At 66.5% G+C, this 14231-nt stretch carries 12 protein-coding genes and 1 pseudogene; 4 read left to right on the top strand and 9 right to left on the bottom strand.

The window, feature by feature from the left end:
• The first annotated feature begins 46 nt into the window (after nucleotides 1–46).
• Entirely contained in the window at nucleotides 47–1054 is a 1008-nt protein-coding gene (locus BHD06_RS14790; RefSeq protein ID WP_080457748.1) for a Hint domain-containing protein, read from the top strand.
• Nucleotides 1055–1109: 55 nt separating this feature from the next.
• Here BHD06_RS14790 and BHD06_RS14785 read toward each other — a convergent pair whose 3' ends face one another.
• Together BHD06_RS14785 and BHD06_RS14780 are read right to left on the bottom strand one after the other, a co-directional pair.
• The gene (locus tag BHD06_RS14785; protein WP_080457825.1) at nucleotides 1110–1361 is read right to left on the bottom strand and encodes a calcium-binding protein; all 252 of its coding nucleotides are present in this window, start codon (nucleotides 1359–1361) and stop codon (nucleotides 1110–1112) included.
• A 269-nt stretch (nucleotides 1362–1630) separates the two neighbouring features.
• Entirely contained in the window at nucleotides 1631–2626 is a 996-nt protein-coding gene (locus BHD06_RS14780) for an asparaginase (RefSeq protein WP_080457747.1), read from the bottom strand.
• Between the two features lie 197 nt (nucleotides 2627–2823).
• Here BHD06_RS14780 and BHD06_RS14775 point away from each other — a divergent pair, with 197 nt between their 5' ends.
• A complete protein-coding gene (locus BHD06_RS14775) occupies nucleotides 2824–3351 on the top strand; it encodes an invasion associated locus B family protein (protein WP_176214369.1) in 528 nt (175 codons plus the stop codon).
• 60 nt (nucleotides 3352–3411) lie between these two features.
• On the opposite strand, the gene BHD06_RS14770 is transcribed toward BHD06_RS14775, so the two are convergent.
• From BHD06_RS14770 to BHD06_RS14755, 4 genes are all read right to left on the bottom strand, one after another.
• Nucleotides 3412–5031, bottom strand: a complete 1620-nt coding sequence (locus BHD06_RS14770; protein WP_080457746.1) for a DUF4139 domain-containing protein — start codon at nucleotides 5029–5031, stop codon at nucleotides 3412–3414.
• Nucleotides 5032–5130: 99 nt separating this feature from the next.
• Nucleotides 5131–6354, bottom strand: coding sequence for a NifU family protein (locus BHD06_RS14765; RefSeq protein WP_176214368.1), 1224 nt, complete (start codon nucleotides 6352–6354; stop codon nucleotides 5131–5133).
• The gene (locus BHD06_RS14760; protein ID WP_080457744.1) at nucleotides 6347–7534 is read right to left on the bottom strand and encodes a P-loop NTPase; all 1188 of its coding nucleotides are present in this window, start codon (nucleotides 7532–7534) and stop codon (nucleotides 6347–6349) included. The genes BHD06_RS14765 and BHD06_RS14760 overlap by 8 nt, the downstream gene beginning before the upstream one ends.
• On the bottom strand, nucleotides 7531–8133 hold the full coding sequence (locus BHD06_RS14755) for a MarR family winged helix-turn-helix transcriptional regulator (RefSeq protein ID WP_080457743.1): 603 nt from the start codon (nucleotides 8131–8133) through the stop codon (nucleotides 7531–7533). Before BHD06_RS14755 ends, BHD06_RS14760 begins: the two co-directional genes overlap by 4 nt.
• A 93-nt stretch (nucleotides 8134–8226) precedes the next feature.
• Here BHD06_RS14755 and BHD06_RS14750 point away from each other — a divergent pair, with 93 nt between their 5' ends.
• Nucleotides 8227–9099: a sigma-70 family RNA polymerase sigma factor gene (locus tag BHD06_RS14750; protein WP_176214367.1), complete on the top strand. Its 873-nt coding sequence runs from the start codon at nucleotides 8227–8229 to the stop codon at nucleotides 9097–9099.
• Nucleotides 9100–9184: 85 nt separating this feature from the next.
• Nucleotides 9185–10711 carry a bifunctional aminoglycoside phosphotransferase/ATP-binding protein gene (locus BHD06_RS14745; RefSeq protein WP_080457741.1) on the top strand — a complete coding sequence of 509 codons (1527 nt, stop codon included), beginning with the start codon at nucleotides 9185–9187 and terminating at the stop codon, nucleotides 10709–10711.
• Here BHD06_RS14745 and BHD06_RS14740 read toward each other — a convergent pair.
• The 3 genes and pseudogenes from BHD06_RS14740 to tuf all read right to left on the bottom strand — a co-directional run.
• On the bottom strand, nucleotides 10689–11927 hold the full coding sequence (locus BHD06_RS14740) for a CoA transferase (RefSeq protein ID WP_080457740.1): 1239 nt from the start codon (nucleotides 11925–11927) through the stop codon (nucleotides 10689–10691). The genes BHD06_RS14745 and BHD06_RS14740 overlap by 23 nt on opposite strands.
• A 262-nt stretch (nucleotides 11928–12189) precedes the next feature.
• Nucleotides 12190–14037 carry an ABC transporter ATP-binding protein gene (locus BHD06_RS14735; protein ID WP_080457739.1) on the bottom strand — a complete coding sequence of 616 codons (1848 nt, stop codon included), beginning with the start codon at nucleotides 14035–14037 and terminating at the stop codon, nucleotides 12190–12192.
• 70 nt (nucleotides 14038–14107) lie between these two features.
• Nucleotides 14108–14231, bottom strand: a pseudogene (tuf, locus tag BHD06_RS14730) (elongation factor Tu); the annotation flags it as partial.

Genomic DNA, 14231 nt, shown 5'->3' with positions numbered 1-14231 from the left:
GATCCGGCAACAAATCCTGGGGGGATGAGTTGCAAGGAGACCCGGCGTGGCCGAAGTGGAAATATTCGTGACCGGGGACGAGGTCGGCACCTTTTCCAGCGTTTCGACATCCGGCAACAGCAACGGCGTTAAGGTGACCCTGCAAGGGGTCGAGCCGCTTGGCACATCCAGCGACGTGTTCCGCGTCGTGATCCGGCAGGTGAACCCGGGCGACAACCTGTTCAGCAACGGGCAGTTCGTCGATATCTACGCCTGGCCCGACGCTGATCCGCCCGAACCGCCGATTTTTTCAAACCTCAATCCCCAGCACGACCAGTTTCAGGGGCGGGCCTCATCCGCCGAGCATCAGGTCATCACCAGCCCGGCGAATATCGTGTTCGATATCAACGGGCTGACCGCAGGCACCGTGCAATTCGGCCCGGGGCTGGAACCGCGCCGCGACCAGCAACTCTCGTTCGACACGTTCTCTCCCGATGCGCCGGTCTTTCCCTGTTTTGCCGCCGGCACCCTGATCGAGACCGAGACCGGGCCGCTTCCGGTCGAGGTGATCCGCGCGGGCGATCTGGTGCGCACCCTCGATCATGGTCTGCAACCCGTGCGGTGGAGCGGCCAACGCGAAGTTCCGGGGCGCGGTCCCATGGCCCCGATCGAGATCGCGGCAGGGGCGCTTGGCAACTGGCGCAAGCTGGTGGTGTCACCGCAACATCGGATGCTGATTGGCGACTGGCGCACGGAAATGTATTTCGGCCAACCGCAGGTGCTGGTCGCGGCGCTGCATCTTGTGAACGGCGACACGATCCGTCAGGTGCCTCGATCACGGGTGCGCTATGTGCATCTGGCGTTCGATCGGCACGAGGTGGTTCTTGCCGAGGGTATCCCGAGCGAGAGCCTGCATCTGGGCGAGATGGCACTCGGCGCGCTGAGTGCGGCGGAGCATGCGGAGCTCAAGGCGTTGTTCCCGGAGCTATTCAATGTCGATCCCATGGACGGGGACATGGCGGATGCAGCCGCGCGGCGCTGTCTGCGCCGGTGGGAAACCAGATTGGTCGCCTGACCCGCAGGCGGGCGGGCGTTCGGGGCACACGTGGTGGCGTGCCCCGAACGTTGAATCAGCCTTCGCTCGGCGGCAGGATGCCTTCCTCTTTCGCGGCGGCGAGTTCCTCTTCGTTGAGCGCGCCGTCGGCATCGGCGTCGGCCTCCATGAAGGCTTCCGACGGGGCTTCGGGCATGGCCTGCTGGAACTCCGACATGGTGATATACCCATCGCCATTGGCATCCATCGACGCGAATTCCCCCGCCAGCGCGAGGCCAGGCAGGGCAAGGGTCAGGGCAAAGCCGGTGGCAAGCGTTGTCTTGGTCATCTCAGACATCCTTTCGTTTCAGTGTTCGGGCCACGCCTCTGCGCGACCGTGGCACCAAGATGGGACCGTCCGGTCACCCTGTCATCGGATCGCACCAAACACCTGAAAAACATGCGGAAATCAGCCAAAACGCAGGGGCGCCATGGGCGGACCAACGCCGTCCGCGCGATCCGGGCGGGAACCTGCCCGTGCGCACGCTGCGTTCAGGCGGAACACCGCCCGAAAAGGGCACCTTGCCCGATCGGTGAAAGATTGCCGAGGGCCGCGACTCAGGCGAGCGCGGCGGCGGGCTTGATCATCCCCGTCTCGATTCCGCGCCAGTTGACGATCGGCGCGTTGCGGAACCTGCGCGCGGTAGGGTGTTCGGGATCGAGCGCGCCAAGCCGCACGAGGATTGAAGCGATGGCGCATTCCGCGCCGCGCGTGCCGCCATCGGCGATCTTGAGCGCGACCCCCAGCCTGCGCTGCGGCAGGATCGCGATAAAGAACGCCTCGGCCCCGGTCTTGAGCGCTACCGGCTCGGAACAGGCGCGCATCAACTCGGTGCAGGCGCGCCCTTTGCCCGCCACCAGTTCGGGATGCGCCACCATCGCCTGCCAGAGCCGCACGGCGGCGTTCTCGACCATGCCGCCGGTCTCGGACGCGCCCGCAAACCACGCCATCGCGCGCGCCATGCCATGCAGGGAACAGGCCGGGTTCGGCGCGGAACAGCCGTCGATGCCGAAATAGGGCGAGGTCTCGCCGGTGATTTCCTCAAACGCCTCCATCACCGCCTTTTGTACAGGGTGGTCGGGCGCGACATAATCTGGCCCGCCGCCAAGATGGCGATTGAGCGTCAGAAACCCGGCATGCTTGCCCGAGCAGTTGTTATGCACCTGACAGGGTGCAGTCTCGGAGCAGAGCAGGAGCTTGTGGGCGTCTTTGTCCCACGGCATATGCGCACCACAGCGGAAATCGTCATCCGAAAGCCCCAGATCCCCGACCCAGCGGCGCACCCGTGACGTGTGGATTTCACCGCCCTCATGCGACGCACAGGCCAGCGCCAATTGTTCCGTCCCGAGCCCATGCGCATGCGCCGCCCCGCTGGTGATCAGCGGCAACGCCTGCAACATCTTGGCCGAGGAGCGTGGCAGCACAACCTCTTCGGGGTTGCCCCAGGCCTCGACGATCCCGCCCGACGCATCGCAGATCACCGCGTGACCCAGATGCACGCTCTCGGGGCGCGGGCCGCGCCAGATTTCGGTCAGGGGAATGGGGCTGGTCATTCGGGGGCTCCGGTTCATAAAGGCGAGAGGGCTGTGCGAACTGTGCGAAAATCCGCCAATACCATCTTTCATTACTCGCCTGTTTCAGGCTAATGTTGCACTGTCGAGACAGGACTGGCCGCATATCAAAAGAATTCCGGGAAGGAATGCAAGCGGCCCTTTAAATTGAGGCTCAGGACAGCTTGGAGGCTGGACATATGGTATCACGATTTGCGGGCGGACTGGCACTGGCACTGGCAGCGTTGATGGCAACGGCCCCCCTCGCGCAGGACACCAGCAACAATCAGGTCGCCGCCAATACGGCGTGGAGCGTGTTCGAGGACAGCGACCCGCGCGAATGCTGGGCGGTCTCGGCCCCCACCGAAACGGTCAATACCCGCGACGGGCGCGTCGTTGCCGTGCGGCGGGGCGATATCCTGCTGATGACCTTCTTTCGCCCCGGCGCGGGCGTGCAGGGGCAGATCACCTTTACCGGCGGCTATCCCTTTGCCGGTGGTTCAACCGTCAACATGAAGATCGACGGCAGCGAGTTCGAGCTGTTCACCGAAGGCGAATGGGCCTGGCCTGCCACCACCGAGGACGATGCCAAGATCCTCGCGGCGATGAAGCGTGGGGCGGATGCGGTGCTGACGGCGCGATCCTCGCGCGGCACGCAGACCAAGGATACGTTCTCGCTCATGGGCTATACGGCGGCGGTCGGAGAGGCCGAGAAACGCTGCCAGTAACGCGGCGGACCACAGGAAAAAAGGCGGCGGGCCGGATCGGCACCGCCGCTTTCTTTTCGCTCAGCGCAGCACCTTGCCCCCGGGCCACTCCATCGCGGTGTCGAGCCGGATGGTCTGCGTCGCGCCTGCGGGCAGATCGAACTCCCATGCCAGGATACCGCGCCGATCATCGACATTTTCACCGGTCGGCTCGGGCGAGGCGCTCCAGGTGATCTCCAGATCCTCCTGTTCCGACACCGGCACCCGGTCGATCACCCGCAGCGGCCAGACCGTATCGGTCAAGTTCTCGACCTCGATCATGACGCTCTCCGACATCTCGTTGGACTTGCGGACAAGGCCCCGGTCGCCCTCGTTGCGATCCCGCAGCACGCGGCTCAGGCGGAGACCGTCGACCGGGCCGAAGGACAGCTTCGCGTCCTCCCCGGCGGCGATCAGGTCAAGGCCGCGCTGCCCGACATACCGACCATCCAGATAGAACCGCGCCTCGGACGTGGGCAACAGGATCTCGCCCGTGTCATTGGTGAAATCGGCCATTACGTAGGCGGTCTGATCGACCATCGGTACTGCCTGCGCAACGATTTCGGCCTCGGCCTCCAGCGTTCCCAGCATCAGCCGCACATGATCCGCCCCGGTCGCGACATCGACCGGCGCCGGGTAGCGGTAGGTCACCGAAAGACCGTCGAAATCGGCCTCCGCCGTCACGCTATCGGCCATCTCGGCCATCGGCGCGGCCAGTGACATCGCCGCCTCGCCCCCCTTCTGACGCGCAAGCGGCCGGACCTCCTCCGGGTCAACAACACGCGGCACCCAGGGCCAGATCTGCCCGGGCTCTGTCTGCTCCGACGGGCGCGAGGTCGAGAGGCTCAGCGCCACATCCTGCCAGTTCTCGCCGGTGGATTGGCGCACAAGGGCCCCGCGCTCGATCCGCAGCGCGCCGCTGTCGCGGGCGAGATGCAGGTCATATAGCGGCTGCCAGCCTGCATTGGGGATGGTATAGGTGACGGTCATGCGCCCCTCGGTCGCCGTCTCGGCGGTGATCGCAACGGCCAGCATGGCGCGCGCCTCCTGCTCGGGGACAAGTGCGGCAAGCGCCCTGCGCGCGTCCTTTAGCGCCGCGTCCTGATCGGCAAGCGCACGGGTCGCGGCCTCGGCCCGGCGGGTGGCGTCAAGCGCGACCTGACGCGCAGCAAGGGTTTCGCTGCCGATCATCTGCGACAGCGCACGCAGACGGTCGAGGTCGAGCGTGGCCACATCGTCGCCCTGCCCGATCCGGTCGAGAAAGGCGAGGCGCGCGCGCGCCGCCTCGGCCTCCAGCCGGATATCCTCGATCCCGGCGCGGGCGGTGCGCAGCGCCTCTTCCAGCCGCTCCACCTCGGCGCGGGCGGCCAGCAGGTCCGGGCTCTCGGCGATGTCGCGGGGCGGCACATAATCGCGCCGCGTCGTCACCCCGCCGATGCGGGCACCCTCCACGCTGACCCGCACCGAGGCAAGCGGCGTGCCGCGCGGCAGATCGGCGAGGATCAATTCATGCGCGCCCTCAGGCGCGGCAAAGGGCACCTCGCGGGTCACCGTCGCACCCTGCGGATAGAGGGTCACGTCGCTGACCCGACTGCCGAGCGCGATATCGTCGGCAAGCGCGGGGGGCGCCACCAACATGAGCGAAAGACAAAGGGCACGCATCGGGCATCACTCCTCTATGATCTGCGAAATATGTCAGCGCTTCGCCATGCAAGTGCAAGCGCGGCGCACCGCCTTGCGCGGATTCGCGCCGCAGCAGTGTCAGGCGCGGGCGGGCAGGCCTTGGCGATAGCGGGCCAGAACCGCCGGATCGGGCACCAATGGCGTGCCAAGCTGTTCTGCCAGATCAAAGAACCCCTGCCCCGGCACTCCGGAATGACGGTTGACCACCTGTGCCGCCACAAAGGGCCGACCGGCGGCGGCATCCTCGCGCATCGTGGTTTCCAGCGCTGCGGTCACCTTGCGCACCGAGCCGGGCAGATAGAGCCCCACGCCCCGCGCCAGCGCGCCATAGGTGATCGGTATCTCCTCGGGGCCGAGCCGCGCAAGATGCGCGCGCAGCCGGTCGGCGAGGGTTTGATCCTGCGCCTTTTCCGGTGTCGATCTGCGCGGCGGCGGCACCTCGAAAATCCGGCCGTCGTCGTGCAGATCCGCAGCCCAGGCCCGGGTCGGCGCAAACACGGCGACGCGGGTGATTGGACCGCTCTGACCGGCGCGCGTCTCGACATGACGCTCGATATCGCCATTGGCGAGGCCCGCCGACAGCGTGTCCGGTGTCAGCCCGAGACGCCGTGCCAGAAACTCCGGGTCGATCCGCAACTCGCCCTCACTGCGATCCACGACCGTGGCGGGAACCGGGCGCATCAACTTTGGCGACGGGCCATCATCGGACGTGTAATAGGGGTTCACCCCGGCGTCGTGATCGGTCACGTCGATGATCTCCGCGATCTCGGGCAGGGCCGCGCGCAGCATCGTCTCGATCCCCTCGCGCAGGGTTTGCGACGAGGCCGCACAGCCCTGGCACCCCCCGGCAAAGCGCAGATAGACGCGGGCCTTCTCCACCCGGTCAACGCGCACACTGCCGCCATGCGCGGCAATCGCCGGATTGGCCTGCCGGTCGAGCAGGTCCTGCACCCGGCTCAAGATGCGCGCATCGTCATCCCGGTGCGCCTGCGCCGCGCCAAGCGGATGGTCGCTGGTATCAAGGACCGTGCGGATCGCCTCTGCGATGCGCGGCTTCAGGGCCGCCCAGTCTGCCCCGTCGACGCGCCGGACATGGATCGACGCGCCGCTGACCTGCACCTGCGCCACCCCGTCGATGGCAAAAAGGGCTTCGGCCAAGGGGGCGCTACCCGCCTCGGCCGCCGTGAAGCGCGCACTCTGGCCGGGCTGAATATCGCTGTCGAGCAGGAACCGCATGGCCGTCGGATCGCGGTCTGAGGCCTGGGCGCGGATCCGGCGCCTGGGCTGTGTAACGTCAGACATCTTCGAGATCGCTCGCCTCCATCGCGCGCAGCGCCTTGAAGGTATAAATCCCCGAACGGTGACCATCGCTGAACGCCACACCGATCCCGTAATTTCCGACATTCCAGATCCGCGTGGGTGCCACGTCCAGCGGCACGCTCGCGGGATCGAGCAGGCGCGCGCCCGACATCTCGTCGCGGCAGGCGGCGCATTGGCAGGCGAGCCGCAGGTCGCGCGGGCTCACCGCCATCTCGGCCCCGTCTTCCCATGTGATCCGCAGGGTGGCATCGTCATAGCGCAATGCGACCGGCAATTCCGGGTTGCCGTCCGGATCGACGGCACCGGGGGCGGGCTGTCCCGTGCCCTTGGTCACCTGCCAGTCGAACGGGATGTGCAGACCGCGCCGGGCCCCATCCACACGGCCCGAGAGCGCCGAGGCCACATCGCGATACGCCTGCGCCGCCTTGCTCTGCGGCGCGCTCAGGATGGCGGGCCGCCCGCTATCGCCGCTCTCCACCACCTCCGGGTCAAGCGGCACGCTGCCCAGAAACGGCACCTGCAGCGCCTGCGCAATCCGCGCACCGCCGCCCTGACTGAAAATATCCGTGACCGTGCCGCAGCACGGGCAGGTAAAGCCGCTCATGTTCTCGACCACGCCGAGGATCGGCACGTTGACTTGTTCCATCATCCGCAGCCCGCGCCGCACGATCCGCAGGCTGACGTCCTGCGGCGTCGTCACCACCACCGCACCGGTCAGCGGAAAGGCCTGCGCCAAAGTGAGTTGAATATCCCCCGTCCCCGGCGGTAGGTCGAGCAGCAACAGGTCGATGCCCGCCCAATCGACCTGCGTGATGAACATCTGCAAGTACTTGGTCACCATCGGCCCGCGCAGCACGGCGGGTTTGTCGTCGCTGGTCAGCATCGCCATCGAGATCACCTTGATGCCATGCCCCTCTGCGGGAATCACCTTTTTCGCGGGCGACATGGCGGGAGTGCCGCTCTCGGCCAGCCCCAGCATGCCGGGGATCGAGGGGCCGTAAAGATCGGCATCGACGATCCCGACGCGCAAGCCGCTTTCGCGCAGGGCGAGCGCGAGATTGACCGTCACGGTCGATTTGCCGACACCGCCCTTGCCGCTGCTGACTGCGATCATTGCGGGCAGGCCGCTGCGCGGGTCGTCATTCTGGTTGGTCTGGCTCATGGCTTGGATCCTGTGGGCTCGGTCTCTGTCGGGGTGGTGGAGAAATTCGCGCAAAGCTGACCGATCTCGAACGGGGCAAGGTCGCTGGCCACGCAGGCGCAATAGGCAGCCCCGTCGCGATCTTCGAAATAGCGGCAATCGCCGCAGGTGCCAAAACCGCGATCACCACGACGGCGTGCGAGGTTCGAGGCGATCTCCGGAAGCGCGCGGGCGAGGGTGGTGTGATCGGCCTCGCTCAGCCCGGCAAGGGCCGAAACAAGGTGGCGAAGCGGGTCACGTTCGAGGATCTCGCGGCCTCGCGTCGTCACCTCAAAGCGCGCGCTGCGCTTGTCGGTCTCCGAGGCATGCCGTTCCAGATATCCGCCCCGCACCAATGACTTGATCACCTGCGAGGCCGTGCCCCGTGTCGTCGCCTGAAAGCTGGCAAAGGCCGAGGGCGTGCGCGAGGCCCGGTTGGCGCGGGCAAAGAACCGCAGGGCCGTCCATTGCGCGGCGGTCAGGATATCCTCGCGCCCCTCGGCACGCGCGGATCGCCCGACATGTACCAGCATCTCGGCCAGCTTTTCCAGACGGTCGGTGGTGTGACTTCGGGATGACATGCAAAACCGATATCGAATCGAAACCAGTTTGACAAGAGCGCATACACCTATATGATTTCGAATCGAAACAAGTTATCGTCACAGGCGGGGATCATGAACAAACCCTTCATCCCGAGCGACCCCAAGACACATGGCAACCGGCCCCGTCCGGGCTTTCTCAGCGCACAGCAAGAGCAGCATCTGGCGCGCGCCTGGCAGGAAAACCGCGACGTCGCGGCGCGAAACCGTTTGGTCAACGCCTTCGCCCCGCTCGCCATGGCGACCGCCAAGCGCCATTCGCGCAACAAGAAACTCGACGATCCCGACCTGCTGCAACACGCCTATATCGGCCTGATCAAGGCCGCGAACGGGTTTGACCCGGAAAAGGGCTTTCGCTTCTCGACCTATGCTGCCTGGTGGATCAGGGCCGAATTGCAGGAATACCGCATTCGCACCTGGTCTCTGGTGCAGCGCACGCGCACCGCCAAGTCGCGCAAGGTGTTCTTCAACCTCCACCGGCTCGAGGATGACGTGAACGCCCCCCCCGGCGAGACCCGCGAGGCCAGAAACCTGCGCGTCGCCACCGCCCTCGGGCTCGAGCCGTCAGAGCTTGACGGCTTCAGACTGGCCTTTGCGGGCAATGACAGCTCGCTCAATCAGCCCGCAGCGCAGGGCGAGGGCGATGACATCATTCACCTTCTCGAGGACCCGAATTCCAATGTCGAACAGGATGTCGCTGACCGCCTGGATCGCCGCACCTTCTGGAAGGAGGCGAAGACCCATTTCGGTAAACTGCCCGACCGGGAGCGGGTGATCATCGTCTCGACCGTGCTCAAGGATCCGCCCATGACGCTCGAACAGCTGGGCACGGTCTACGGCATATCGCGCGAGCGTGTCCGGCAATTGCGCGAGCGCGGCCTAGAACGCCTGCGCCATTCGATGCGCGACGCCCTGGGCGATCACCGCGCGATACCAAGCCACGGCTGAGGCACCCGTGACGCATTGTGCCGCGCGCCTGCGCCGCTAGGATGGCCGCGGATACCCGACACGGACAGCAAACCCGGGAGACCTCATGTCCTTCGACGCGATCACAGCCTTTCTGTCCGACCCTGCGACCCACGGCACACCCACGCCGGTCGAGGTGGTCCGGACGCATGGCGCGCTGGTCTTTCTGAGCGAGGCCGACGCCTACAAGGTCAAGCGCCCGGTCACCTACGACTATCTCGATTTCTCGACCCTCGAGAAACGCAAGGCCATGCTGGACCGCGAGCTTGAGCTCAACCGCCCCACCGCACCCGAGATCTACCTCGGGCTGGTGCCGGTCACGCGGGCGGCGGACGGCGGCTTGCGGCTTGGTGGCGAGGGGCAGGTGGTCGAATGGTGCTTGCATATGCGCCGCTTTCCGAAAGGGGCTGAACTGTCGGAAATGGCTGCGCGCGGCATGCTCACACGCACCATCGCCGAGGATTTGGGCCGCGTCGTCGCAGCACTGCACGCGCGCGCCGAGATCCGCGACGCCGACGGTGCCGCGCTCGTCTCTGCGGTCGCGGACGAGTTGGAGACGACGCTGGCCGGGATGACGGATGTCCTGCCGCACGACGCGGTTACGGAGCTGCGCGGCGCTTTGCGGGATCGCATCGACCGGCAGTCGGACCTGCTCCGCGCGCGCGGGCGCGCAGGCTTCATCCGGCGCGGCCATGGCGATCTGCATCTCGGCAATATCGTTCTGCTGGACGGACGCCCGGTGCCCTTCGATGCGCTGGAATTCAGCGAGCGACTCGGCACGCTCGATGTGCTCTACGATCTGGCCTTCCTGCTGATGGACCTGTTGCATCGCGACCTGTCCGAGGCGGCCAATGCGGCGCTGACCTCCTACCTGTTTCACGCGGGTGCGCCCGACCATCTCGACGCTCTGGCACTGATGCCGCTCTTTCTCGCGCTGCGCGCGGCGATTCGCGCGATGGTCTCGGTGCAGGCCGGGCGGCTCTCCGACGAAGACCGCAGCGCCCGCTACGCCGAGGCCCGTGCCTATCTCGACGCGGCGCGCGCGCATCTGTCGCCCCCGCCGCCACGCCTGATTGCCGTGGGCGGGCTTTCGGGCACCGGCAAGACCACCCTCGCAACGCGGCTGTCCCCGCATGTCGGGCCCCCTCCCGGCGCGATCCATCTGCGCAGTGATCTCGAACGCAAGGCCCTTTACGGTGTCGATCCGCTCACCCCTCTGCCCAACACGGCCTATACGCCCGAGGTCAGCGCGCGGGTCTACGACCGGCTTCTCGACAAGGCGCGGCGCGTCTTGTCGGCGGGGCATTCGGTGGTCGTGGATGCCGTCTTCGCACGCGAGGACGAACGTCGCAGGCTCGGCGACTTGGCAAAGGCGTCCGACGCGAACCTTACCGGGCTGTGGCTGACCGTTGATGCCGAAACCATGGTCGAGCGGGTCGAAACCCGGCAGGGCGACGCCTCCGATGCCGATGCCGCCGTCGTGCGCCACCAACTGGAGCAGTTCGGCCCGGCACCGGACTGGGCGCAGATCGATGCCAGCGGCACGCCCGAGGCCACGCTGATACGGGCACTCAGGCGGCTGGACGCGCCTTGAAACGCGGGCTCTGCACGACGCCACCATCGAAAAGCTGCGCGATCTCGGTATCGCTCAAACCCACCACATCGCCCAGAACCGCCTCGGTGTCGGCCCCCAGCACCGGGGCCGCGCGTGGGGCGCTGCGGCCATGCCCAGAGAACACCGCCGGATGCCCCGGCACCGGAAACTGGCCCAGCCCCGGCTGATCGAGCATCTCGAACATCGGGTTCGCCGCGCTCAGGTCGGCATCCTCCGCCAGCGCCTCGCGCAGGGTGTGAAATACCGACCAGGTCAGCCCCGCCGCGTCGAAATCTTCGGCGAAATCACCCACCTCGCGGCAGGCAAACCACGGGCGCAGGATGGCGGTGATCTCGCGGCGCAACTCCCACCGCGCGCCCTCGTCATCCAGATCGCGGCCCTTGCGCCCGGCCAGCGCGGCCATCGCCGCCCCGGTGCCGGTGGCCTTGACCAGCCCACGCCATTGCCGGGCTGTCAGGCCGATCACCATCACCCTCCGCCCGCAGGCGCAGACGAAATCCTGACCGTAAGCACCGTAAAGCGCATTGCCCGATTTTGGCCTGTCCCGCTCGTTGACCACCGCATCTCCGATCATCCCCAGATGCCCCATCGTGGCCGCCGCCACATCCTTGAGCGACAGTTCCACCTCCTGCCCCCGCCCGCGCCGCAGCCGGTCCCGCTCCGCCGTCAATAGCGACGACACCACCAATTGCCCCGCGATCAGATCCCAGGCGGGCAGCGCATGCGCCACCGGCTCCGGCCAGCCCACCGGGCCGGTCATTGCGGGCACGCCAAGCGCCGGATTCACGGTATAATCCACCTGCGGGCGGCCCTGCCGGTCTCCCATCAGGGTGACCATGATCAGATCCTCGCGAAACTTGCTCAGCGTCTCGTAATCCATCCAGCCCCGCACCCGCAGATTGGTCAGGAACAGCCCCGCATCCTCGCCCGGCGCGGTCACGATCCGGGTCACAAGTTCCTGCCCCTCGGGGCGGCGCATATCCACGGCGATGGATTTCTTGCCCTTGTTCAGCCCGGCCCAGAACAGGCTCTGCCCGCTTGGCGCCAGTGGCCAGCGCCCGACATCGAGCCCGCCGCCGATCCGGTCAAAGCGGATCACCTCGGCCCCCATCTGCGCCAGCGTCATCCCCGCCAGCGGCACCGCCACAAAGGCCGAGCCTTCGACCACGCGCATTCCCTTGAGTATTCCGCCCATGCCGTCTCCTCGCCCCTGCGGCCACTATCTTCGGGAGGCAAGTGTGCCGGACGCCGAAAATAAGTCAATATTTCAATAACTTACTTGAATACCATTGCATGCAGAGCGGATTGTGCAGGTGCAGCATCAATACGACACTTTGATTTTCATCACGAATTGCGCGCCAAAGCCCTGCGCCCGGCCCCCCTGTTCTGCGGATGCAACTACCGCGTCGGCGCTCCGGACCGGCGCGGCAGATTGCCCCAGAGCGGCCATGGCAGGCCTATTCGCTCAGAAACCCGCCCGATTGCCGCGACCAGAGCCGGGCGTAAAGCCCGCCCTGCGCGAGGAGCGCGGCATGCGTGCCCTCTTCGACGATGCGCCCCTCGTCCATCACGATCAGCCGGTCCATCGCCGCGATGGTCGAGAGCCGGTGCGCGATGGCGATCACCGTCTTGCCCTGCATCAGCCGGTAAAGCTGCGCCTGAATCGCCGCCTCGACCTCCGAGTCGAGCGCCGACGTCGCTTCGTCCAGCATCAGGATCGGCGCATCCTTTAGGGCGGCGCGCGCAATCGCAATGCGCTGTCGCTGCCCACCCGAAAGCTTGACGCCACGCTCGCCGACATGCGCGTCAAGGCCGCGCCGCCCGCGCGCATCCGACAGCCCGGCGATGAACTCCCCCGCCTCAGCCAGATCGGCGGCAGCCAGGATCTCGGCCTCGGTGGCCCCCGGGCGGCCATAGGCGATGTTGTCGCGCACCGAGCGATGCAGGAGGGCGGTGTCCTGCGTCACCACGCCGATGGCGGCGCGCAGGCTGTCCTGGGTCACCTCGCGGATATCCTGCCCGTCGATCTCGATGCGCCCGCCGCTCAGGTCATGGAACCGCAAAAGCAGGTTCACCAGCGTTGACTTGCCCGCGCCAGAGCGTCCCACGAGACCAACCTTCTCGCCGGGTGCCAGAGCAAGGTCGAGCCCGTCGATCACCGCCGGTTTGGCACCGACCGCCTGATCATAATCGAACCGCACCGCGTCGAACCGGATCGCGCCCTGCGCCACCACCAACGGGCGCGCGACAGGCGTATCCTGCACCTTGCGCGGCATCGACAGCGTCGCGAGCCCGTCGCGCGCGGTGCCGATATTCTCGAACAGGGCCGAAAACTCCCACATGATCCAGTGCGACATGTTCCCCAGCCGCAGCGCCAGCGGGATCGCCACCGCCAGCGCGCCCAGATCAATCCGCCCATGCAGCCACAGCCACAGGCCAAGGCCCGTCACCGCCCCGGCCAAAAACGCGTTGAGCAGATTGACCGCCATGTCCTGCACCGCCACCAGCCGCATCTGCCGGTGCACGGTTTGCAGGAACCCGTCGAGCCCGGTGCGTGCATGCGCCTCTTCCCGCGCGGCATGGCTGAACAGCTTGACCGTGGCGATATTGGTATAGCTGTCGACCACGCGGCCCGTCATATCCGCGCGCGCGTCGGCCTGTTCCTGCGACACCCGGCCCAGACGGGGCACGATCACCGCCAGCATTGCGCCATAGGCCAGCGCCCATAGCGCGAAGGGCACCGCCAGCCTCAGATCCTGCGCCCCGGCCAACACCAGTGCACCGAGGAAATAGGCCAGGATATAGACCGCCACATCCATCAATTTCATCACCGTCTCGCGCACCGCGAGCGCGGTCTGCATCAACCGCGTGGCGATGCGCCCGGCGAATTCATCCTGAAAATATCCCAGCGATTGTCCCAACAGCCAGCGATGCCCCTGCCAACGGATGCGTTGCGGGAAATTGCCCATCAGGGTCTGGTACATGATCAGCGCCCCGATCACGCTGAGCGCGGGCAACACGAACAGCAGCAGCACCCCCATACCGCCCAGCCGTGCGGATTCCTCCGCCAGAAACCGCTCCGGCCCCAGCTCGGCCATGCGATTGACCAGCGTTCCGAGATAGCCCATCAGCACGATCTCGACCGCCGCAAACAGCGCGGAAATGCCCGCCATGGCGATCAGCCACGGCGCCAGCGGGCGCGCGTAATGCCACAGGAACGACCAGAACCGCGCCGGCGGTTGCGTGGGCGGATCGGCGGGATAGGGATCGATCCGCGCTTCGAAATAGTCAAAAATCCGCTTCATCTCCGTCTCCGAAATGCAAGGGGGCGCGCAGATGATCCGCGCGCCCCCTAAATGTCGAAGCGGATCAGTGTTACTCGAGGATTTTGCTGACGACGCCTGCGCCGACGGTGCGGCCGCCTTCGCGGATGGCGAAGCGCAGCCCGTCTTCCATCGCAATGGGCGCGATCAGGTCGACGGTGAACTTCAGGTTATCG

Source organism: Roseovarius sp. A-2, assembly GCF_002072155.1.
In the GTDB taxonomy this organism is placed as follows: Bacteria; Pseudomonadota; Alphaproteobacteria; order Rhodobacterales; family Rhodobacteraceae; genus Roseovarius.
This window is presented reverse-complemented; position numbering and strand designations above follow the sequence as displayed.